The sequence below is a fragment of the Oceanicola sp. 22II-s10i genome (assembly GCF_002210105.1).
In the GTDB taxonomy this organism is placed as follows: domain Bacteria; phylum Pseudomonadota; class Alphaproteobacteria; order Rhodobacterales; family Rhodobacteraceae; genus Pseudooceanicola.
On sequence record NZ_AQQU01000008.1, the window covers coordinates 18,752 to 39,725 of the forward strand.

The window sequence follows — 20,974 nt, forward strand, 5'->3', positions numbered from 1 at the left end:
GATCGGTGGGTGTGGATCCAGTCTTGACCTGTGGATAACGGGCCGTCAGGGGCCAAGCCTGCCTGAGGTAAGGAAAACATCTGGGGATTCGGTTGGCGTGCGGCGCCGACCATTCAGGCCGCGCAGGGCGGATCGGCGGAATCCGGCGGACCGGGCCCGTCCGCGACCGGGCGCTCGGATCACCGGAGCCAGGCGGAAGGAACCGGGGTCTCGGACAGGGGATGGCCGGTGGTCGCGCCCTCGGATGCGGGGGTGTCGGTCATCCCGGCGCGTTCGACGTAGCTGCCGTAGCGCTTGCCGTCGTCCAGGTCGATCCGCCAGTCGATGATGCGATACTGGTGGAACGCCACCTTCTGCCCGACCATGAAGCCCTCAAGCCGGGTCGGAAGGCCCTCGATATGGCCTTCGAAATTCATTGCGTCGAGGCGGTAGAAGGGGGCGACCCAGATCGGCTCCCGCTCCGGCCCCTCACCGATCAGGATCATGATCCGCGACCCGTCAATGCCTTCGCCAGAGCGGTCGAAGACATGCGCCAGAAAGATCGGCAGGGTTTCCTGCGCCATGGCGACCGCCTGGGCCAGTCCGGGATCGGACGGGCGCAGGTAATCCACCGGATCCTGAGCCCGCAAAGGCATCGCGGGTGCCGCGACAGTGAGGGCGAGGGCGACGATCTGCGCGATGCGGCTCATTCGTATTCCAGAAGCAGGTCCTTGGCGTCGATCTGCGCACCGGCCGTGACATGGATCGCCTTGATCCGGCCCGACCGGTCCGCGTGCAGGCCAGTCTCCATCTTCATCGCCTCGATGGTCAAGAGAAGGTCGCCCTGCTTGACCTCGGTTCCCTGCGACACTGCCAGAGAAGCCACAACCCCCGGCATCGGCGCCGCGACATGATCGGCATTCGCCGGGTCGGCCTTGGGCCGCGACTTGGAGGCCCCGGTGGCCTTGCGGTCGGGCACGCGGATGATGCGGGGCTGGCCGTTCAGTTCGAAGAACACGCGGACCTCGCCATCGTCCTGAGTCTCGCCCACGGTCTGCAGCCGGATTTCCAGCGTCTTGCCGGGGTCGATCTCGGCCGTGATCTCCTCGCCCGCGTCCATGCCGTAGAAGAAGGTCCGCGTCGGCAGCACCCGGACCGGGCCGTAGGTGGCGTGGCGCCTGGCGTAGTCCTCGAAGACCTTGGGATACATCAGGTAGCCGTTCAGGTCCTCGTCGTCGATCGCCTCGCCGTCCAGCTTGGCCGTGATCTCGGCCCGCTTTTCATCAAGATCGACGGGGGCGAGGTGCTTGCCCGGACGCTCGGTGTTCGGGGTCTCGCCCTTGAGCGCCTTTTTCACGATCGCTTCGGGGAAGCCGCCCGGCGGCTGGCCGAGGTTGCCCTTCATCATGTCGATCACGCTGTCGGGGAAGGAGACGTCCTTGCCCGGGTTCTCCACATCCGCGCGCGTCAGCCCCTGGCTGACCATCATCAGGGCCATATCGCCCACGACCTTGGAGGAGGGCGTGACCTTCACGATGTCACCGAACATCTGGTTCACGTCGGCATAGGTCTCGGCCACCTCGTGCCAGCGCTCCTCCAGACCCATGCTGCGCGCCTGCGCCTTGAGGTTGGTGAACTGTCCGCCCGGCATCTCGTGCAGGTAGACCTCCGAGGCGGGGGCCTGCATCCCGCTTTCGAAGGCCGCATACTGGCCGCGCACCGCTTCCCAGTAGTTCGAGATCTCGCGCACCGCCGTGATGTCGATGGACGACTTGCGGTGCCCGTGCTTGATCGCCTCCAGCACCGAGCCGAAGGTCGGCTGGCTGGTGTTGCCCGACAGGCTGTCCATCGCCACGTCCACCACGTCGACCCCCTTGGCGGCGGCGGCGAGGATGGTCGAGATCGCGGCGCCGCTGGTGTCGTGGGTGTGGAAGTGGATCGGCAGATCCACGGCGTCCTTGAGGGCGGGGAAGAGCTTTTCCGCCACCGCCGCCGTCATGACGCCGGCCATGTCCTTGATCCCCAGCACATGCGCGCCGGCGGCCTGCAACTCCTTGGCCATGTTGACGTAATACTTGATGTCGTATTTGGCGCGGGCCGGGTCCAGCGCATCGCCGGTGTAGCAGATCGTGCCCTCGCAGATCTTGCCCGACTCCTGCACGGCGTCCATCGCGACGCGCATGTTCTCGACCCAGTTCAGGCTGTCGAAGACGCGGAACACGTCGACGCCGGTCTCGGCCGCCTGCCGCACGAATTCCTGCACCACGTTATCGGGGTAGTTGGTGTAGCCCACGCCGTTCGAGGCGCGCAGCAGCATCTGGGTCAGCAGGTTCGGCATCGCCGCGCGCAGGTCGCGCAGCCGCTGCCATGGGCATTCCTGAAGGAAGCGATAGGCCACGTCGAAGGTCGCGCCGCCCCAGCATTCGACGCTGAACAGTTGCGGCATGTTGGCGGCATAGGCGGGGGCCACCTTGATCATGTCGAGGCTGCGCATCCGGGTCGCCAGCAGCGACTGGTGTCCGTCGCGCATCGTGGTGTCGGTGAACAGCAGTTCCTGCTGCGCCTTCATCCAGTCGGCGACGGCCTTCGGACCCTTTTCCTCAAGCAGATTGCGGCTGCCGTATTGCAGGCGGTCGGTGCGGAGTTCGGGCAGGCGCGGGGGCTTGAGATCGGGGTGCGGGCGGGGGCGGCCCTGCACCTCGGGGTGGCCATTGACGGTGATGTCCGCGATGTAGGTCAGCACCTTGGTGCCCCGGTCGCGGCGCTGCGCGAAGTCGAAGAGCTCGGGCGTCGTGTCGATGAACTTCGTCGTGTACTGGTTTGAAAGGAATACGGGATGTTTCAGCAGGTTCTCGACGAAGGCGATGTTCGTACTGACGCCCCGGATGCGGAATTCACGCAGCGCGCGGTCCATCCGGGCGATGGCCTTTTCCGGGGTCTGGGCATGCGCGGTGACCTTGACCAGCAGTGAATCGTAGTAGCGGGTGATGACGCCACCCGCATAGGCCGTGCCGCCGTCCAGACGGATGCCCATGCCGGTGGCGGAGCGGTAGGCGGTCAGGCGGCCGTAATCGGGTATGAAGTTGTTCTGCGGGTCCTCGGTGGTGATCCGGGTCTGCAGCGCGTGGCCGTTCAGCGTGACATCACCCTGCGAGGCCTTGCCGGTCGCCTCCTGGATCGTCTTGCCCTCGGAAATCAAGATCTGGGCCTGCACGATGTCGATGCCGGTGACTTCCTCCGTCACCGTGTGTTCGACCTGCACGCGGGGGTTCACCTCGATGAAGTAGAACTGGTCCGTCTCCATATCCATCAGGAACTCGACGGTGCCCGCGCATTCGTACCCCACATGGGCGCAGATCTTGCGGCCCAGCTCGCAGATCTCGGCCCGCTGAGCCTCGGTCAGGTAGGGGGCGGGGGCGCGTTCGACGACCTTCTGGTTGCGGCGCTGGACGGAGCAATCGCGTTCGAACAAATGGTAGATGTTGCCGTGCCGGTCGCCGAGGATCTGCACCTCGACGTGGCGGGCGCGGGTGATCATCTTTTCCAGATAGCCCTCGCCATTGCCGAAGGCGGCCTCGGCCTCGCGCCGGCCTTCCAGAACCTTTTCAGGCAGTTCCTTGGCGTTGTTGATGGGGCGCATGCCGCGTCCGCCGCCGCCCCATGACGCCTTGAGCATCAGCGGGAAGCCGATCTCCTCGGCCTCCTTGGTGATCGCCGCCATGTCGTCGCCCAGCACCTCGGTCGCGGGGATCACCGGCACGCCCGCCGCGATCGCGACCCGCCGCGCAGAAGCCTTGTCGCCAAGCGCGCGCATCGTTTCGGCGCGGGGGCCGATGAAGGTGATGCCGGCGGCGTCGCAGGCCTCGACCAGTTCGGGGTTCTCGGACAGCAGGCCATAGCCCGGATGGATCGCGTCGGCACCCGACATCTTGGCGACGCGGATGATCTCGGGGATCGACAGGTAGGCGGCGACGGGACCGAGGCCCGCGCCAATGCGATAGGCCTCGTCGGCCTTGAAGCGGTGCAGGCCCAGCTTGTCCTCTTCGGCAAAGACGGCGACCGTCTTTTTCCCCATCTCGTTCGCGGCCCGCATGATGCGGATGGCGATCTCGCCACGGTTGGCGACGAGGATTTTCTTGAACTCGGGCATGGGGTGCGTCCTTTGCTTGCCGGACATGGGGCCGGGGGCCGCCATATTTCCGCACAGCAAACGACACGCTGCGGCGCGGCGCAAGGGGCCATTTTGCTAATTGCTAAGTTTGCACTTCGGTATTTGCAGTTTGCAAATTCATGCGCCTGCTTGGGAAAGTATTAACTGCCTTGGTGATGCGTTAACGATTTGTTAGCTTTTCGCATGCCCTTGGAAACCGAGTTGACCGCCATCCTCTGCAGCCTGCTTCTTCAGGGGCAGGTCGAAGTGCGCCACGACTACGTGGCGGCCGGGCAGGACCGTCACATCCGGGTGGATTGCGAGACCGCAACGCATGTCGTCGAGGTCGGTTTCGACGGCCAGCGATCATCCTATGACAGTATTCATCAGGCCCTGTTCGCGGCCGAGCTGACCGGAAAACTGCCGATGGTCGTGATCATCGACCGGGACGGGCAGGAGGAAGCGGTCCAGTACCAGAACCGCCGTGTCGCGCGGCGGGTCGGGATGAGTTACCTGACCGTGTCCGAGGCGTTCCTGATCCGCTGGCAGATGACCCAGCCCTTTCGCGAAGGACAGCCAGTGCCGCTGTTCGGGATGGACCCGGCAGCGCTGGATGCCGTCAACAGCCTGCGTGCGGGGCGGCCCGGCGGGTGATCCGTCAGATCAGCTTCTCCCAGATCCGGCCGCGCGCTTCTTCCGGCCGGGTGATGCCCATCTGGATCAGGCCGGAGGTCATGTCCTCGGTCAGGATATGCGTCACCTGTTCCGCCCCGCGCGCGCCGAAGGCGGCGACACCCCAGAGCCACGCACGGCCCAGCATCACCATGTCGGCCCCGAGCGCGATGGCACGCAGCACGTCGAGCCCCGATTCCGTGGCCCCGTCGTAGATCAGCGGATAGTCCGGACCGACCGCCTTGCGGATCAGAGGCAGGGCGACAGCAGATCCCGGACCGCCGTCGAACTGGCGTCCACCGTGGTTCGAGACCCAGACCGCATCGACGCCGAGATCGCGCAGCATCACCGCTTCGGACGGGACCAGAACGCCCTTGGCGACGATCGGGCCCTCCCACATGTCACGCAGGCGTTTCAGCAGCTCCGGATCGGGCGCGGCATGGGGGGCGAGGCCGACATGGCGGGCCGGTTCGTGCGGCGAGGCGTATTTCGCCAGACCCCGGACGGTCGGCGTGCCGGCCTTGGCCACGGCCATCGCCCAGTGCGGGCGCAGCACGGACTGCATGAACAGGCGCGGCGTGATCCGGGGCGGGGTCTGCAGGCCGCCGCGCCGCTGGCGTTCGCGCCGCGAGGGGCCGGGGACGTCGACTGTCAGCGTCAGGGTGTGGAACCCGGCATCCTTGGCACGCTTCAGCAGGTCGGCGCAGTGTTCCATGTCGCGCGGCGGGTAAAGCTGGAACCAGCCCTGATCGCCGATATGCGGGGCCAGATCCTCGACCGAGGCGGCGGCGACGGTGGACAGGCCGAAGGGCAGGTTCCGCTTGACCGCGTTCTGCGCCAGCATCACCTCTGCGCCGGGCCAGAAGAGCCCGGTCATCCCGACGGGCGATACGCCGAACGGCGCGGCATAGGTCCGCCCGAGGAAGGTCGTCGTCAGGTCCGGCACCGTCCGGCCCTTCAGCACGGCGGGGGCGAGGATGACCTCGTCCAGCGCCTGCCGCGACCGGCGCAGGGCGAGATCGTCGCCGGTGCCGCTGTCGAGGTATTCCCAGGCAAAATGCGGAAGCCGCCGCTTGGCGCGGCGGCGGAGGTCGGGGATGGTCGGGTAGGAGAGATCGAGTTCCATGGCCGCGCGACTGTGTTGCGGGGCCGGGGTTTTGGCAAGAGCCCTCGGCGCGCCGCTTCACTCGTGAAGCCTCTCGTCGCGCCTGATGGCATGCCTCGCGCGACGCGTGGAACATAGCGGGAACGCATCTTTAACAATTGCGCCGGACGCGCTATAGTCGGAGGATGAGCAGTCACGATGAAATGGACGCCTTCGAAGGCGCCGCAGCCGCCTCTCTGTCATCCCGCGCGATGGCCGCACGGCCCATGCCCTATCTGGATGACCTGAACCCCGCGCAGCGCGCGGCGGTCGAGGCGCTGGACGGGCCGGTGCTGATGCTGGCCGGGGCAGGGACGGGCAAGACCAAGGCGCTGACCGCGCGGATCGTCCACCTGCTGGCGTCAGGCAAGGCGCGGCCCAACGAGATCCTAGCCGTGACCTTCACCAACAAGGCCGCGCGCGAGATGAAGAACCGCGTCGGTCGGATGCTGGGCGAGGCGGTGGAGGGGATGCCGTGGCTGGGCACCTTCCACGCGATCTGCGTCAAGCTGCTGCGCCGCCACGCGGAACTGGTGGGGCTGAAGTCGAACTTCACCATCCTCGACACCGACGACCAGCTGCGCCTGCTCAAGCAGCTGATCGCGGCCAACAACATCGACGAGAAGCGCTGGCCCGCGCGGCAGCTGTCGGGGATCATCGACAACTGGAAGAACCGTGCGTGGACGCCCGAGAAGGTCCCGGCGGCCGAGGCCTCGGCCTTCAACAACCGCGGGACGGAGCTTTACGATCAGTACCAGACCCGCCTGCGCGAGCTGAACGCGACGGATTTCGGCGACCTGCTGTTGCACATGGTCACGATCTTCCAGACGCATGAGGATGTTCTGGCGCAGTATCAGCGCTGGTTCCGTTACATCCTCGTCGACGAATACCAGGACACCAACGTCGCGCAGTATCTGTGGCTGCGGCTGCTGGCCGGGGCGCATCACAACATCTGTTGCGTGGGAGACGACGACCAGTCGATCTATGGCTGGCGCGGGGCCGAGGTGGGCAACATCCTGCGGTTCGAAAAGGATTTTCCGGGCGCCAAGGTGGTGCGGCTGGAACAGAATTACCGCTCGACCCCGCATATCCTCGCCGCCGCCTCGGGCGTGATCCGGGGCAACAAGGGGCGGCTCGGCAAGGAGCTGTGGACCGAGGCCGAGGAGGGCGAGAAGGTCCGACTGATCGGCCACTGGGACGGCGAGGAAGAGGCGCGCTGGATCGGCGAGGAGGTCGAGGCGATGCAGAAGGGCACGCGCGGCCTGCGCCCCCTCAGTCTCGACGACATGGCGATCCTCGTCCGCGCCTCGCACCAGATGCGGGCGTTCGAGGACCGGTTCCTGACGATCGGTCTGCCGTATCGCGTCATCGGCGGCCCGCGATTCTACGAGCGGCTCGAGATCAGGGACGCGATGGCCTATTTCCGGCTGGTGGTCAGCCCCGACGACGATCTGGCGTTCGAGCGGATCGTGAACACCCCCAAGCGGGGGCTGGGCGACAAGGCGCAACAGACGATCCAGCGGGTGGCCCGCGACAACGGGGTGAGCCTTGTCGACGGCGCGCGGCTGTGTGTGGACGAGGGGCACATCGGCGGCAAGGGGGCCGGCCAGCTCAGGGCGCTGGTCGAGGGGCTGGACCGCTGGAACGCGTTCACGCGGGGGCCGCTGCGCCGGATCAACGTCGGGGATGAACTGCTGGATGACGGTGCCGCCGAGACCTTCGAATATGGCCCGCCCGAGATGAGCCATGTGGAACTGGCCGAGATCATCCTCGACGAATCCGGCTACACCGCGATGTGGCAGAACGACAAGACGCCCGAGGCGCCGGGACGGCTGGAGAACCTCAAGGAACTCGTGAAAGCCCTTGAAAGCTTTGAGAATCTTCAGGGCTTCCTCGAACACGTCGCGCTGATCATGGACAACGAACAGGGCGAGGACGGCGAGAAGGTGTCGATCATGACCCTGCACGCCGCCAAGGGGCTGGAGTTCCCGGCGGTGTTCCTGCCGGGCTGGGAGGACGGGCTGTTCCCCTCGCAGCGCTCGATGGACGAGGCGGGGCTGAAGGGCCTCGAGGAGGAGCGGCGGCTGGCCTATGTCGGCATCACGCGGGCTGAGGAGATCTGCACAATCACCTTCGCCGGCAACCGCCGCGTCTATGGCCAGTGGCAGTCCGCGCTGCCCTCGCGCTTCATCGACGAGCTGCCCGAGGAACACGTGGACGTGCTGACCCCGCCGGGGCTTTACGGCGGCGGCTACGGGGCGGCGGGCATGCAAAGCCAGATCCACGAAAAAGCCGCGCGGGCGGATGTCTACAACTCGCCCGGCTGGAAGCGGATGCAGTCCCGCCAGCAGGCGCGCCCGATGGCGCAGCCGCAGGAAGTGCGCAACCAGGTGATCGATTCCACCGCGATCAGCGCCTACACCGTCGGCGACCGGGTGTTTCACCAGAAGTTCGGCTATGGCGCGATCACCGGGATCGAGGGCGACAAGCTGGACATCGCCTTCGAGAAGGCCGGCCAGAAAAAGGTCGTCGCCAAGTTCGTCATGGGCGCGGATGACGTGCCGTTCTGACGGCGCGGGCAGGGTGAGGAATACCTGACTGGAGGGCAGGGCGCGGCGGAGCTAGGCTGGACGCATTACATTATTTCGTCTGCCAGAGCTTTTCCGATGTCTTTTTATCATCTCGTCTGCATTGCTGCGTTCATTATTGCCCTTATCGCCGGCTATCCTGCCAGCGCCACCCCCGACACGCCCGCACCGCATGACCCTGCGGTGCGCGTGGTCTGACGGGCGGGAAACGGTTTGTCCGCCCACCCGGAGCGGCCCCGCGGACAGGACCGGACATCAGCTGTCAGAACCCGCTTGACGCGCCCCGCCGGTGCCCCTAGAACGCCCTCCACGTCCGGGCCTTTGCCTGGGCGGGCAGATGCGCGGTTGTAGCTCAGTCGGTTAGAGTACCGGCCTGTCACGCCGGGGGTCGCGGGTTCGAGCCCCGTCAACCGCGCCACTGTCCCGCCCCTTGGTCCCGACGCGATGCGCGGTTGTAGCTCAGTCGGTTAGAGTACCGGCCTGTCACGCCGGGGGTCGCGGGTTCGAGCCCCGTCAACCGCGCCACTTATCCAACGACGTCATGTGTCTCAGCGCCGCCTGTCCTTCGCGGGCCGTGCGCGCGTCTTCATGCCCTGCCATGATGCCATACGTCGCTTTCTGCAAACCTGTGCCTGCAATATACGTATAGGTTTTTGTCGATATGAACCGATTTGCGCCCGCCCATTGCCCGATTTCGCCCCGAGATTGACCGCCGCTCGTACGGGAGCGAAAGAAACCTGAGGCAGAAATGCGAACCTATGAATTCCTCGCGCGGAAGAATTTTCCGCGCACATACACTGGCAAGGTCCTATTCGTCAGCTTTGTCGGCGTGCACGTGCCGATGTTCGGGGCGGTCACCTATGCTCTTCTGGCGGACAACACGCCCTTCATGGAGCAGATCGACGTGCTGATCGCGATGCTGGTCGCCACGCTGGTCGGCACGGCCGGGACGATGTTCCTCATGAACGAACTGCTGGCGCCGGTCCGTGTCGCGTCGGACGCGGCCCGCGATTACCTCGAAACCGGGCGCACGCCGCGTCTGCCGACGCGCTACACCGATGGCGCCGGGGTGCTGCTGGCCTCGACGCAGGAGGCGATCACCCGTCTCGACGGCGCGGTCACGACCGCCGAGGCGCAGCGTGACCGGATCGCCCAACATCACAACGCGCGGTTCAGCGCGCTGGCGGGCATGAGCCACGATTTCCGCACGCCTCTGACCGTGATCCAGGGCTTTGCACAACTGATGAAGTCCGAGGCGATCAGCCCCTATGGCGGTGCCGCCTACCGCGATGTCGCCAAGTCGATCGAGGGATCGAGCGAACAGCTGATGTCCACGCTGCAGGCCGTTCTGGACCTGTCTCAGGCCGAGGCACGGACGGAATTCGACGCCACGAGCGAGTCGCTGGACATCGTGCGCCTTGCGGACCGTGCCGTGTCGCAGTCGCATTTCCATGCCGATCGCCGGGGCGTCCGCGTTGCCGTGACAGCACCCGAGGTGCTGTTCCATGACACCAGCGGCGAGGCGTTCGGCGATCTTGTCGGCGCGATGCTGCAGGCCGGGATCTCGGCCGTGCCGGAAGGCGGCGAGGTCGGACTGGACCTCGAAAGCATCGGCGGCACGAGCCGCATCCGCATGACCGCATTCGACGCGGCGCTGTCGGTGGAGGATGTCCCCGTTTCGCTCAAGCACACGATCGGCGGCCTGTCCCGCGCCAACGGCGATGTCGTGCGCGGCACCGGGCACACCACGCCGATGACCCTGCGCCTGTCGCTGATCGAATCGTTCTGCCACGCGATGAACGGCAAGGTCAGGCTGGAGCAGTCGGACGACGGGTTCAGCCTGACGGTCGACCTTCTCGGGAGCGAAGAGTCCCTCGCCATCGCGGCCGAGTGAACCTGCCCTACGGAAAAGACAGAGCCGCGGCGGGAAACTGCCGCGGCTTCAGTATGTATAGCCCAGTTCGGCTTCCTGCTCCGCATCGACCCGGCTGCGCAGGAAATCGAGATCGCTGCCGCTCAGCGCGTTCGGCGTCTCGGGGCGGTTGTCGACGGCGGCCTTGAACTTGGAGCCGAGGCGCCTTGCGATCCCGCGGAATTCGCCCTCCCGAGCCGACAGCCCGAACGCCGCAATGAAGGCATCCACGGTCCCGGCGGGATCGGCGGTCAGCTCCTCCATCCGCAGGATCGCGATATTGCAGTCCCGTTCGGCGTAACTCAGCAGCGCGGCCAGCTTGGCGCGGCGCAGGGCAAAGATGTCGGCAAAGCGCCGCCCGGTCAGCGGATCGCGGTCGTGCTGCAGCGGCTGTCCGGTCAGGCCGAGGCGACCGGCCTCCTCGAAATAACGGTCGCGGTCGACGATGGTGTCCCATTCCGCGCGGATGAAATCCGGAAACGCCATGCGCTGCAGGGCAGGGGTCGTGTGCCAGGGCTTGGCGTGCATCGACCGCGCCCAGTCCGCCGCATTGCGCACGCAGCAGACGATCACGGTGTCGGCGGGAACCGCCGTCATCTGCGGAAAGCCGTGTTTCCAGCCAAGCGCCTCGGTCGGTTTGAGCTCCGTGTTCCGCCCCAGAACCCGCTTGGCGAAGTTCGTCCCCGAGGACCGTTCGCCCATCACTTGGAACCGTGTCACCGGCGTGCCGGTCACGTGGGCGAAGTGGCGGCCTGTGGTGGCGAAATCCTGGGGCAGCAGGGCGGCATCCTCCGGCAGTGCACGCGGGTCACGCGGCGTATGCCATCGAATTTCCACGATTCTCCTGTAGCCGCAACCGCGCTATGCTGGGGCAACGACCCCGCAGAGGGCCAACAAACGAAAGACGAGCAGATGCAATCCACCGCGTGCGCGATCACGATGCTGCGTGACGATCTCTTCTTCCTCGAGATCTGGCTGCGCCACTACGGCGAAATGCTGGGCCGCGAGAACTGCTACGTCATCGCCCACGGGCGCGAGCCCGAGGTGCTGGAGATGGCAAAGGGATGCAACATCGTTGGCATTCCCGGCGATCATCACAAGAACTTCGACATGAAGCGCTGGCGGTTGATGAACAACCTCGTGATGGGGCTGAACGCCTATTACAAGCACGTCATCGTCGGCGACGTGGACGAGCTGGTCGTCGTCGACCCGGCCGAAGGCAAGACGCTGCTGGAGTGGCTGGAGGGCGCGCCGGATCGCCGGATCTACACCCCTGTCGGGCTTGAGGTCCTGCACATGATCGATCGCGAGGAGGAACCGGTCGGGGATCGCGTGCTCGGCCCCCGCCGCCATGTCCGGGTCGCGCCGCATTATTCCAAGCCATGCATCGTTTCGGTCGGGACCAAGATCGCGCGGGGCGGGCATTTCACCCAGTTCGAAAAACTGTTCACGCCCGATCCGCTGTATCTGTTCCACCTGAAGTTCGTGGACTTCGGCGCCTACACGGCCGTCATGGACCGCCGCAACGCGGTCACTCAGGCGGTGAATGTCGAGAACATCCGCGACGCCGCCATCGGCCGCCACTGGTTCGCCGAGGCGCGGGGCGAGGACCGGGCGGTGTTCGACGCCTTCACCGCGATGCCGCTGCAGGCGGAGTTCAACATGCGCCCGGTGCGCAGGGCGATGCACCGCAGCTGGCAGGAACGCGGCAAGACCGGGTTCTGGCAGTTCGACCGCCCGGATTACGAGCAGCTCTACCAGTTGCCCGAACGGTTCAACGGCGCGCTCTAGAGCGTCTGGCGGGACAGGAAGGCCAGCATCGCGGCCGCCGTTTCGTCAGGCGCGGTGTCCGGGAAGAAATGTCCGCCGGGGATGCCCTCGGCCTCCGTATCGGTGCAGCGGTCCGCCCAAGTCGCGGGGACGTCGAAGGCCTTGGCCATAGCACCGTCCGCGCCATAGAGCACCAGCGTCGGGCAGGCGATCCGCCGCCCGAGGTCGGCCGCGTCGAGATCGAAATCCACCTCCAGCGCCGCGCGGTAATCGTTGCACATGCCCCTGATCGTATCGGGGTCGCGCCACGCCGCCCGGTAGGCGGCCAGCTGTGCGGGGTCGAAATCCTCCAGCCGCGCCGCGCCCCAGCCGAGCAGGCAACTTTCGAAGAACGCGTCCGGGTCCGCCGCGATCATCCGTTCGGGAAAGGGTTCGGGCTGGGCAAGGAAGAACCAGTGGTAGTAGCTCTGCGCAACCCGCCGGTCGAGCGGGTCGAGCAGCCGGTGCGTCGGCACGATGTCCATGACCTGCAGCGAGGCGACCGCGGCGGGGTGATCCAGCGCCATCCGGTGCGCCGTGCGTCCGCCCCGGTCATGCCCCGCCACGTGGAACCGGTCGACCCCCAGATGCGCCATCAGCGCCACCTGATCCCGCGCCATCTCTCGAAAGCTGTAATCGGTCACGGCGGGCGGCTTGGACGATCCGCCATAGCCGCGCAGGTCGGCGGCCACGACGTGGTAACGCCCGGCCAGCCGCGACGCGATGTCGGACCACAGCGCGCGGGTCTGCGGAAAGCCGTGCAGCAGCAGCAGGGGCGGACCCTCGCCGCCAGCGGAATAGGCGATCCGCTGGCCGTTCACCTGCGCGACGGCATCCCGGAATCCGGGGATCATTTCGTCAGAGCGTCCAGCACCCGTGCCCACGACCGCATCCCCTTGTGGAACGACTCGAGGTCGTATTTCTCGTTCGGGGAATGGATCTGGTCGTCGTCCTTGCCGAAGCCGATCAGCATCGCGTCCATCCCGAGGATCGACTTGAAATACCCCGCGATCGGGATCGACCCGCCGCAGCCGACATAGGCGGCATCCATCGGCCATTCGTCGGACAGGGCCTGCTTGGCCTTCTCGAAGGCCGGGTCCTCGATCGACATCTGGCCTGCGGGCGAGGCGCCATGCGCCTTGAATTCCACCTGCACATCGGGCGGCAGCATCCCCTCGACATGCTTGCGGAAGTTCTTGCGGATCTCGTGCGGGTCCTGCGTGCCGACCAGCCGGAAGGAAATCTTGGCATGCGCCTCGCCCGGCAGGACGGTCTTGAACCCGTCGCCGGTGTAGCCGCCCCAGATGCCGTTCACCTCGCAGGTCGGGCGCGACCAGATCATCTCCAGCGGGCGGCGGCCCTTTTCACCGGCGGGGACCGACAGGCCGACGCTGCCCAGGAACCCCTCGGCGTCGAATTTCAGGTCGTCCCAGCTGGCGAGGATCTCGTTGCTCAGTTCCGGCACGCCGTCATAGAAGCCGGGGATCGTGACCCGGCCCTGATCGTCGTGCAGGTTGGCGATGACGTTTGACAGCACCCGGATCGGGTTCATCGCGACACCGCCATACATGCCGGAATGCAGGTCGCGGGTGGCGGCCTTGATCGTCAGCTCCTCGCCCAGCATACCGCGCAGCATGGTGATGATCGCGGGGGTGGAGCTTTCGAACAGCCCGGTGTCGCAGATCAGCGCGATGTCGGCTTTCAGCTCTTCCGCGTTCTCCTTCATGAAGGGGATCAGCGAGGGCGATCCGCTTTCCTCCTCGCCCTCGAAGAAGAAGGTGATGCGGCAGGGCAGGGTGCCGTTCTCTTCCTTCCACGCGCGGCAGGCCTCGACGAAGGTCATAAGCTGGCCCTTGTCGTCCGACGATCCGCGGCCGCGGATCACCTTGCCGGCGGGCGTCTCCTCGATCGCAGGGTCGAAGGGGGCGCGGTTCCAGAGGTTCAGCGGATCGACCGGCTGCACGTCGTAGTGGCCGTAGAACAGGATGTGCGGGCCGTCGCCCTCCACGTGGCCCACGACCATCGGGTGTCCCGGTGTCGGGCGCTTCTCGGCCTGAATGCCGATCGAGGCGAGGTCGGCAACCAGCCAGTCCGCCGCACGGTCGCAGTCGGCCTTGTAGGCGGGATCGGTCGAAACCGAGGGGATGCGCAGCAGGTCGAGCAGCCGCTCGGTCGCGGCGGGCAGGTCTGCGTCAAGGCGGGAAAGGACGGCGTCGAGGGACATGCGGAGGCTCCATTCTGCTTCGCGCCCGACCCTAGCACCCGCCGGTCCCGTGTCCAGACGGGCTCAGCTCATCACGAGGCAGAGCCCCGCGATCACCAGCGCCGCGCCGCATCCCTGCACAAAGGTCAGCCCCTCGCCGTAGGTATGGGCAAGGACCATGACAAGGACCGTCTCGGCGGCAAGGATCAGGACATAGACGATTGCGAGCGACGCCTGTCGCAGAAGGATGATCTCGGCAATGACGGCGACGGTCAGGCCGATCACGACCATGCCCGTCGCCGCGGAATGCCATGCCGTGGCAGCCGCCTTCATGCCGGCGGTGGCCATGACATACCCTGCGGCTGACATAAGGATCAGCACCAGGGTCGGCGCAGTCAGTATGTTTTGCATTGAATCTTCGTCTGAAAAAGGCGGGGCAGAATGTGTAACCCCTTGGCTGTATGAAAGAAGTCTGCGCCGGTTTTCGGGTGACGCAAAGTAAGGAATTCCTTGCCTTCCAGGCCGACTCGCCGTGTCCAGCAGCGGTGCCGGACGTTCCGCGATAAGTTGAAGGGGCCTTGTACCTTTTTGTCGCGGTCAAATGACAGAGCCTTGGATATTCAGTATTTCCAATATCTTAGGGGTGCGGTCTTTGTGGTCGACTTGACCTGCATCAAGGTGTCGCCGACGTCATCGCCTTAAGAAGGTTGTGGAAAACACGCGCGACTTATATCCATTCCAAAAATTCGCGGCCCCCTATGGGCCCGCGGCGCGCATCTCGGACGAACGGAGGCAGCCCCGTGGACTACATCGCCAATCTCGACAAGGCGCTCAACGACCTTCATGACGAAGGCCGGTATCGCACCTTTATCGACATCGTCCGGCACAAGGGCACCTTTCCGCATGCCACGTGGCACCGGCCCGACGGCACCGAACAGGACGTGACCGTCTGGTGCGGGAACGACTACCTCGGGATGGGTCAGCACCCCGTTGTCCTCGCCGCCATGCACGAGGCGCTGGACGAGGCGGGCGCAGGCTCCGGCGGGACGCGCAACATCTCGGGCACGACCGTCTATCACAAGCAGCTCGAGGCCGAACTGGCTGACCTGCACCGCAAGGAAGCGGCGCTGGTCTTCACCTCGGCCTACATCGCCAACGACGCGACGCTGTCGACGCTGCCCAAACTGTTCCCCGGTCTCATCATATATACCGACGCGCTGAACCACGCCTCGATGATCGAGGGCATCCGCCGCAACGGCGGGGCCAAGCGCATCTTCCGTCACAACGACGTCGCGCATCTGCGGGAACTGCTGGAAAAGGACGACCCGGCGGCGCCCAAGCTGATCGCCTTTGAATCGGTCTATTCGATGGACGGCGATTTCGGCCCGATCGAGGCGATCTGCGATCTGGCTGACGAGTTCAACGCCCTCACCTATATCGACGAGGTCCACGCGGTCGGCATGTACGGCGCGCGGGGCGGCGGCGTGTCCGAGCGTGACGGCCTGGCGCATCGCATCGACATCATCAACGGCACGCTGGCAAAGGCCTATGGCGTGATGGGCGGCTACATCGCCGCGTCCGAGAAAATGGTCGACGCGATAAGGTCTTACGCGCCGGGCTTCATCTTCACCACCTCTATCCCGCCCGCGGTTGCGGCGGGGGCGGCGGCCTCGGTCCGGCACCTGAAAACCGACCAGGCGCTGCGAGAGCGGCACCAGACCCAGGCCAGCATTCTCAAGATGCGGCTCAAGGGCATGGGCCTGCCGATCATCGACCACGGCAGCCACATCGTGCCCGTGATCGTGGGCAATCCGGTGCACACCAAGATCCTCAGCGACATGCTGCTGGAACGGCACGGTATCTACGTCCAGCCGATCAATTACCCCACCGTGCCGCGCGGAACGGAGCGTCTGCGCTTCACGCCGTCGCCGGTGCACGGCCCGAAAGAGATCGACAAACTGATCCGCGCAATGGACGAGTTGTGGTCGCATTGTGCGCTGAATCGCGCTGATATGGCGGGATAACTCTTCGTTAGGCTTACAATTGCCTTGCCCTGTGTTAGCCTTAGCTAAATAAGACCTCGACTCGAATCGTGGGGACGGTTCATGGGTCAGCAACACATATGGGGCAGTCGGGACGATGCGGCGTAGAGGCCAGCCAGACATCGAAACCACCACGGAAACTCCTCGGGGCTTTGACGATTTCGATCTCAGGCTCGGGGACATCCTGCGTGGCGAGCGAGCGACGCTCGGCAAGTCCCTTCTGGACGTGCAGCGTGAGCTCAGGATCAAGGCGCCCTACATCGCCGCGATCGAGAACTGCGATCCCGAAGCCTTCGACACACCCGGTTTCATCGCGGGCTATGTGCGGTCCTACGCGCGCTACCTGAACATGAACCCCGACGAGGTCTTCGCGGCCTTCTGCGCGGAAAGCGGTTTTGAAACGCCGCATGGCGTCTCTGCCGCCGCGTCGTCGAAACGCCCCGACAGCATTGGCCGCAAGCAGCCGACTGTTAAGGAACCGTTCCTCGGTTCCGCAACGCCGTTCACGCCGGTGTCGGACGGGTTCCTGTCCCGCATCGAACCCTCGGCCATCGGCTCGGCCTTCGTGCTGGTCGCGCTGATCGCGGGCCTCGGCTATGGCGGCTGGACCGTCCTGAACGAAGTGCAGCGGGTTCAGGTCGCCCCGTCCGAGAACACCCCGGACGTGTTGACCGATCTCGATCCGCTTGCAGGCGCCACCCGGCCCAAGCCCGAAGACGTCGCCAGCGCCAATACGCAGTCCGGCGTCTTTACGCCGCCCGCCGAGGCGCTGGACCGGCTCTACCGCCCGCAGGCGCTGGACGTCCCGGTCATGGTCGCCCGCGACGCGCCGATCTCCACCCTCGACCCGGCGCGGTCCGGCAGCTTTGCCGATGCGGATCCCGCGCGGCGTGGCACCGATCCGACGGTCGTGGACAGCGCCATCATGCGCGCCATGGCCGCAGCCGGGGACACCGGACCGTCGTCACCGACCCCGCAGGTCGTGGAAAGCCCGGCACCGGGTGTCGCGCTGTTCGCGGTCCGCCCGGCATGGGTGCGGGTGCAGGCCGCCAACGGTTCGATCATCTTCGAAAAGATCCTCGACGCGGGCGAGACCTATGACCTGCCGCAGACCGAGGACGCCCCCGTCCTGCGGGCGGGCATGTCCGGTTCGATCTACTTCCGCGTCAATGGCGACCTCTACGGTCCGGCGGGCGATGGCACCGCCACGATCCGCGACGTCGCCCTGTCGGTCAACGCGCTGACCGACCGCTACGCGGTGGCCGACCTGACCAACGACTCCGTCGCCGCCAAGGTGGTGGCCGAGGCGCAGTTCACGCAGCCCTCGCCGCAACAGTGATCGGGGCGGCATTGCGCCGCCCGCCGACACGGTCTATCTCAGCCGCAACAGCCCGTCCGAACAGGAGCCGCCGCTCATGTCGCTGAACCCCGTCCGTCCCTGGCGCAACATCGAACGCCGCAAGAGCCGCCGCATCATGGTGGGCGACGTCCCCGTGGGGGACGGCGCGCCGATCACCGTGCAGACGATGACGAACACCATCACCTCGGACGTGAAAGCCACCGTCGCGCAGGTGCAGGCCGCCGCCGATGCGGGCGCGGACATCGTCCGCGTCTCGGTCCCGGACGAGGCGTCGTCGAAGGCGCTGAAGGAAATCGTGCGCGAAAGCCCGGTGCCGATCGTCGCCGACATCCACTTCCACTACCGCCGCGGCATCGAGAGCGCCGAAGCGGGCGCGGCCTGCCTGCGGATCAACCCCGGCAACATCGGCTCGCCCGAGCGGGTGCGCGAGGTCATCAAGGCCGCCCGCGACCACGGCTGTTCCATGCGGATCGGCGTGAACGCCGGGTCGCTGGAAAAGCACCTGCTGGACAAGTACGGCGAGCCCTGTCCCGACGCGATGGTCGAGAGCGGGCTGGAACACATCCGCATCCTGCAGGACAACGATTTCCACGAATTCAAGATCAGCGTGAAGGCGTCCGACGTCTTCATGGCCGCCGCCGCCTACCAGCAACTGGCCGACGCCACCGACGCGCCGATCCACCTCGGGATCACCGAGGCAGGCGGGCTGATGTCCGGCACGGTGAAAAGCGCGATCGGGCTGGGGCAGCTTCTGTGGATGGGCATCGGCGATACGCTGCGGGTGTCGCTCTCGGCCGATCCGGTAGAAGAGGTGAAGGCCGGGTTCGAGATCCTCAAGGCGCTCGGCCTCCGGCACCGGGGTGTGAACATCATTTCCTGCCCCTCCTGCGCGCGTCAGGGCTTTGACGTCATCAAGACTGTCGAGGCGCTGGAAAAGCGGCTGGAGCATGTGAAGACGCCGATGTCGCTGTCGATCATCGGCTGCGTGGTCAACGGGCCGGGCGAGGCGCTGATGACCGACGTGGGCTTTACCGGGGGCGGTGCCGGGAACGGGATGGTCTACCTCGCGGGCAAGCAATCGCACCGGATGTCGAACGACCGGATGATCGACCATATCGTCGAAGAGGTCGAGAAGAAGGCCGAGGAGATCGATGCCCGGATGGCCGCCGAGAAGGCCGCGTCCGAGCAGGCGGCGGAGTAGGGGACGGGCCTGCGGCCCGTGCCTCCGGCGGGAGTTTATCCGGCCAGATGAAGCAGATCAGGCCAGTTCGGGGTCGTCGAGGTCGGTCTGGATCCAGCGGTCGTTCTGGTGGATGTCGACGGTAACCAGCTTGCCGGGGCCGAGGTTGTGGAACTTGTGCGGGATGTTCGCGGGGCCGAGCACGACGTCCCCGGTCTCAGCTTCCAGCTTGGTGTCGCCCACGGTGAACAGCGCGCGGCCCTCGCGGATCACGAAGACCTCGTCATAGGGGTGGACGTGCCACTTGGGGCCGACCCCGACCTCGTCCGTTTCATAGAACAGCACCGTCACGCCGGTGCCGAGGCGATAGCCCTCGGCCGCGCCGCGCCATGCGCCGGGCCAGAGTTCGGGGCGGCGGGACCAGTCCTGCCAGGTGAGCTTGCCGGGGGTCGACATCGGGGAATCCTCAGTAGCGGGCGATGTAGTGTTCCAGCACCGCCGCCGGGACATGGCCGCGCACGAACATGTCCGGAAAGACATAGCTGGGCGCCATGTCGAGGCCGAGCCGTTCGGCGCTGACCGCCTCGTCGCGCATCCGCTCGGCCTTGGCGGCGGGGATGTTCGCGATGGCCGTCCAGCTCCTGGCGAGCCGTTCGGGGCCGAACAGCTCGACCGCGCCGAGGCGGGCGATGGTCTTGGGGTCAGTGTCGAGCGGGCGGAGTTCGATGCGCAGCCCGCGATGGCGGCGGGTCAGGTCGATCAGGTCCGACAGGGCGGCGGCGCAGTCGGCGCAGTTGCCGGCCATGAAGACCGCGATGGTCAGGCGGGGCCAGCTGGAGCCGAAGCCACGGTCTGTCTGCGAGAAGAGCCAGTAGGCCTCGTCCCGGATGATCTGCTGGTCGCGGGCGATTTCGTCGGCGTAGTCCGGAGCGGGCGGAGCAGGCACCGGCGCGGCGGGCTCCGGTTCCGCGCCGTCGAGCGCACGGAGGATGAGTTCGGGTTCGTCCAGCAGCAGCGCCCGCACCTCGGCCCGGAAGGCCGCGCGTTCGTCGATTGTCAGCGGCAGCCCTTCGGCCGCCGCCTGCGATGCGGCGAGACCGAGACCTAGGGCAGCCGCCCGGCCGATCATTCGGACCGCGCGTCCGCCACGACCTGCGCCATCACCTCGCCGGGAACGTAGCCGCGCACCATTTCGGAGCCGATCACGAAGGTCGGGGTGCCGCTGATCTGCAGCCGCTGCGCCAGCGCGCGGGTCTTGGCGATTTCCTCGGTCACTTCGGGATTGTTCATCGCGTCGAGGATCGGGGCGGGGTCGATGCCCAGACTTTCGGCAAGGCGCGTGAGCGAGGTTTCATCGGGCTGGCCGCCGAAGGTCATCAGCGCGTCGTGGACGGCGTGATAGGCCTCGTCGCCCGCAACCTGCTTGGTCGCGATGGCAAAGCGCGAGGCGACGACCGAGGCTTCGCCGAGGATCGGGAATTCCTTCACCACGAACCGGATGTTGCCGTCTTCGCTGAGCAGGGCGTTCACCTCGTCGAAGGCCTTGCGGCAGTAGCCGCAGCGATAGTCCATGAACTCGACGATGGTCACGTCGCCGTCCGGATTGCCGCCGACCCAGGAAAAACCGTCGTCAAAGATCGCATCCGCGTTGACCTCGACCAGGGTCTTGTCAGCCTGCGCCTTGTCTGCCGCCTGCCGTTCCTCCAGCACCTGCACCGCCTCCATGATGACCTGCGGGTTTTCCATCAGGTAGGCGCGGACTTCGGCCCGGAACGCCTCGCGCTCGGCATCGGTCATGCTGGTGAGGTCCAGCGCGAGGGCCGGCGCGGCGGTGCCGAGCATGAGGGCTGCGGCGAGAGAGGCGAGGCGGGTCATGAAGAACTCCTGACTGGTTGGTGGCGACAGACCATATTCCTGCGCAAAAGCCAACCGGCT

The 20,974-nt window shown here is 66.2% G+C and carries 17 protein-coding genes and 2 tRNA genes; 9 read left to right on the forward strand and 10 right to left on the reverse strand.

Features of this window, described 5'->3' with window-relative positions; translation table 11 throughout:
• Positions 1-179 precede the first annotated feature (179 nt).
• Together ATO6_RS18260 and ATO6_RS18265 are read right to left on the reverse strand one after the other, a co-directional pair.
• The gene (locus ATO6_RS18260; RefSeq protein WP_088625478.1) at positions 180-689 is read right to left on the reverse strand and encodes a DUF2314 domain-containing protein; all 510 of its coding nucleotides are present in this window, start codon (positions 687-689) and stop codon (positions 180-182) included.
• A complete protein-coding gene (locus ATO6_RS18265) occupies positions 686-4,129 on the reverse strand; it encodes a pyruvate carboxylase (RefSeq protein ID WP_088625479.1) in 3,444 nt (1,147 codons plus the stop codon). The genes ATO6_RS18260 and ATO6_RS18265 overlap by 4 nt, the downstream gene beginning before the upstream one ends.
• A 222-nt stretch (positions 4,130-4,351) precedes the next feature.
• Between ATO6_RS18265 and ATO6_RS18270 the strand changes: the two genes are divergently transcribed.
• On the forward strand, positions 4,352-4,783 hold the full coding sequence (locus ATO6_RS18270; RefSeq protein ID WP_176440994.1) for a hypothetical protein: 432 nt from the start codon (positions 4,352-4,354) through the stop codon (positions 4,781-4,783).
• A 4-nt stretch (positions 4,784-4,787) separates the two neighbouring features.
• On the opposite strand, the gene ATO6_RS18275 is transcribed toward ATO6_RS18270, so the two are convergent.
• Positions 4,788-5,927, reverse strand: coding sequence for an alpha-hydroxy acid oxidase (locus ATO6_RS18275; protein WP_088625480.1), 1,140 nt, complete (start codon positions 5,925-5,927; stop codon positions 4,788-4,790).
• 164 nt (positions 5,928-6,091) lie between these two features.
• Here ATO6_RS18275 and ATO6_RS18280 point away from each other — a divergent pair, with 164 nt between their 5' ends.
• From ATO6_RS18280 to ATO6_RS18295, 4 genes are all read left to right on the forward strand, one after another.
• On the forward strand, positions 6,092-8,515 hold the full coding sequence (locus tag ATO6_RS18280) for an ATP-dependent helicase (RefSeq protein WP_088625481.1): 2,424 nt from the start codon (positions 6,092-6,094) through the stop codon (positions 8,513-8,515).
• Positions 8,516-8,874: 359 nt separating this feature from the next.
• A tRNA-Asp gene (locus ATO6_RS18285) sits at positions 8,875-8,951 on the forward strand.
• A gap of 30 nt (positions 8,952-8,981) precedes the next feature.
• Positions 8,982-9,058: transfer RNA gene (locus ATO6_RS18290), tRNA-Asp, on the forward strand.
• A gap of 223 nt (positions 9,059-9,281) precedes the next feature.
• A complete protein-coding gene (locus tag ATO6_RS18295) occupies positions 9,282-10,427 on the forward strand; it encodes a sensor histidine kinase KdpD (RefSeq protein WP_088625482.1) in 1,146 nt (381 codons plus the stop codon).
• A gap of 48 nt (positions 10,428-10,475) precedes the next feature.
• Here the strand turns inward: ATO6_RS18295 and ATO6_RS18300 are convergent, their stop codons facing one another.
• Complete coding sequence (locus tag ATO6_RS18300) at positions 10,476-11,282, reverse strand: hypothetical protein (RefSeq protein WP_254919203.1); 807 nt, start codon at positions 11,280-11,282, stop codon at positions 10,476-10,478.
• Positions 11,283-11,357: 75 nt separating this feature from the next.
• On the opposite strand from ATO6_RS18300, the gene ATO6_RS18305 reads away from it, so the two are divergent.
• Positions 11,358-12,236: a glycosyltransferase family 2 protein gene (locus tag ATO6_RS18305; RefSeq protein WP_088625483.1), complete on the forward strand. Its 879-nt coding sequence runs from the start codon at positions 11,358-11,360 to the stop codon at positions 12,234-12,236.
• Here ATO6_RS18305 and ATO6_RS18310 read toward each other — a convergent pair.
• The 3 genes from ATO6_RS18310 to ATO6_RS18320 all read right to left on the reverse strand — a co-directional run bounded on the left by ATO6_RS18310 (position 12,233) and on the right by ATO6_RS18320 (position 14,868).
• Entirely contained in the window at positions 12,233-13,108 is an 876-nt protein-coding gene (locus tag ATO6_RS18310) for an alpha/beta fold hydrolase (protein ID WP_088625484.1), read from the reverse strand. The two genes, ATO6_RS18305 and ATO6_RS18310, sit on opposite strands and share 4 nt — an antisense overlap.
• Positions 13,105-14,478: a M20/M25/M40 family metallo-hydrolase gene (locus tag ATO6_RS18315; protein ID WP_088625485.1), complete on the reverse strand. Its 1,374-nt coding sequence runs from the start codon at positions 14,476-14,478 to the stop codon at positions 13,105-13,107. The genes ATO6_RS18310 and ATO6_RS18315 overlap by 4 nt, the downstream gene beginning before the upstream one ends.
• A 63-nt stretch (positions 14,479-14,541) precedes the next feature.
• Positions 14,542-14,868, reverse strand: a complete 327-nt coding sequence (locus tag ATO6_RS18320) for a 5-aminolevulinate synthase (RefSeq protein ID WP_088625486.1) — start codon at positions 14,866-14,868, stop codon at positions 14,542-14,544.
• Between the two features lie 389 nt (positions 14,869-15,257).
• Here ATO6_RS18320 and hemA point away from each other — a divergent pair, with 389 nt between their 5' ends.
• The 3 genes from hemA to ispG all read left to right on the forward strand — a co-directional run bounded on the left by hemA (position 15,258) and on the right by ispG (position 19,060).
• The gene (gene hemA, locus ATO6_RS18325; RefSeq protein WP_088625487.1) at positions 15,258-16,481 is read left to right on the forward strand and encodes a 5-aminolevulinate synthase; all 1,224 of its coding nucleotides are present in this window, start codon (positions 15,258-15,260) and stop codon (positions 16,479-16,481) included.
• A 115-nt stretch (positions 16,482-16,596) separates the two neighbouring features.
• The gene (locus ATO6_RS18330; protein ID WP_088625488.1) at positions 16,597-17,838 is read left to right on the forward strand and encodes a RodZ domain-containing protein; all 1,242 of its coding nucleotides are present in this window, start codon (positions 16,597-16,599) and stop codon (positions 17,836-17,838) included.
• Between the two features lie 76 nt (positions 17,839-17,914).
• The gene (gene ispG / locus ATO6_RS18335; protein ID WP_088625489.1) at positions 17,915-19,060 is read left to right on the forward strand and encodes a flavodoxin-dependent (E)-4-hydroxy-3-methylbut-2-enyl-diphosphate synthase; all 1,146 of its coding nucleotides are present in this window, start codon (positions 17,915-17,917) and stop codon (positions 19,058-19,060) included.
• Between the two features lie 57 nt (positions 19,061-19,117).
• On the opposite strand, the gene ATO6_RS18340 is transcribed toward ispG, so the two are convergent.
• The 3 genes from ATO6_RS18340 to ATO6_RS18350 are packed head-to-tail and all read right to left on the reverse strand — an operon-like array spanning position 19,118 to position 20,914.
• The gene (locus tag ATO6_RS18340) at positions 19,118-19,495 is read right to left on the reverse strand and encodes a cupin domain-containing protein (RefSeq protein WP_088625490.1); all 378 of its coding nucleotides are present in this window, start codon (positions 19,493-19,495) and stop codon (positions 19,118-19,120) included.
• A gap of 10 nt (positions 19,496-19,505) precedes the next feature.
• Entirely contained in the window at positions 19,506-20,168 is a 663-nt protein-coding gene (locus tag ATO6_RS18345; RefSeq protein WP_088625491.1) for a hypothetical protein, read from the reverse strand.
• Entirely contained in the window at positions 20,165-20,914 is a 750-nt protein-coding gene (locus ATO6_RS18350) for a DsbA family protein (RefSeq protein WP_088625492.1), read from the reverse strand. The genes ATO6_RS18345 and ATO6_RS18350 overlap by 4 nt, the downstream gene beginning before the upstream one ends.
• Positions 20,915-20,974: the final 60 nt, after the last annotated feature.

What these genes read in the sequence shown, in the direction of transcription:
- ATO6_RS18260 (WP_088625478.1), bottom strand. Translation starts at nt 689, where the DNA reads ATGAGCCGCATCGCGCAGATCGTCGCCCTCGCCCTCACTGTCGCGGCA.
- ATO6_RS18265 (WP_088625479.1), bottom strand. Translation starts at nt 4,129, where the DNA reads ATGCCCGAGTTCAAGAAAATCCTCGTCGCCAACCGTGGCGAGATCGCC.
- ATO6_RS18275 (WP_088625480.1), bottom strand. Translation starts at nt 5,927, where the DNA reads ATGGAACTCGATCTCTCCTACCCGACCATCCCCGACCTCCGCCGCCGC.
- ATO6_RS18280 (WP_088625481.1), top strand. Translation starts at nt 6,092, where the DNA reads ATGAGCAGTCACGATGAAATGGACGCCTTCGAAGGCGCCGCAGCCGCC.
- ATO6_RS18295 (WP_088625482.1), top strand. Translation starts at nt 9,282, where the DNA reads ATGCGAACCTATGAATTCCTCGCGCGGAAGAATTTTCCGCGCACATAC.
- ATO6_RS18305 (WP_088625483.1), top strand. Translation starts at nt 11,358, where the DNA reads ATGCAATCCACCGCGTGCGCGATCACGATGCTGCGTGACGATCTCTTC.
- ATO6_RS18310 (WP_088625484.1), bottom strand. Translation starts at nt 13,108, where the DNA reads ATGATCCCCGGATTCCGGGATGCCGTCGCGCAGGTGAACGGCCAGCGG.
- ATO6_RS18315 (WP_088625485.1), bottom strand. Translation starts at nt 14,478, where the DNA reads ATGTCCCTCGACGCCGTCCTTTCCCGCCTTGACGCAGACCTGCCCGCC.
- ATO6_RS18320 (WP_088625486.1), bottom strand. Translation starts at nt 14,868, where the DNA reads ATGCAAAACATACTGACTGCGCCGACCCTGGTGCTGATCCTTATGTCA.
- ATO6_RS18330 (WP_088625488.1), top strand. Translation starts at nt 16,597, where the DNA reads ATGCGGCGTAGAGGCCAGCCAGACATCGAAACCACCACGGAAACTCCT.
- ispG (WP_088625489.1), top strand. Translation starts at nt 17,915, where the DNA reads ATGTCGCTGAACCCCGTCCGTCCCTGGCGCAACATCGAACGCCGCAAG.
- ATO6_RS18340 (WP_088625490.1), bottom strand. Translation starts at nt 19,495, where the DNA reads ATGTCGACCCCCGGCAAGCTCACCTGGCAGGACTGGTCCCGCCGCCCC.
- ATO6_RS18345 (WP_088625491.1), bottom strand. Translation starts at nt 20,168, where the DNA reads ATGATCGGCCGGGCGGCTGCCCTAGGTCTCGGTCTCGCCGCATCGCAG.
- ATO6_RS18350 (WP_088625492.1), bottom strand. Translation starts at nt 20,914, where the DNA reads ATGACCCGCCTCGCCTCTCTCGCCGCAGCCCTCATGCTCGGCACCGCC.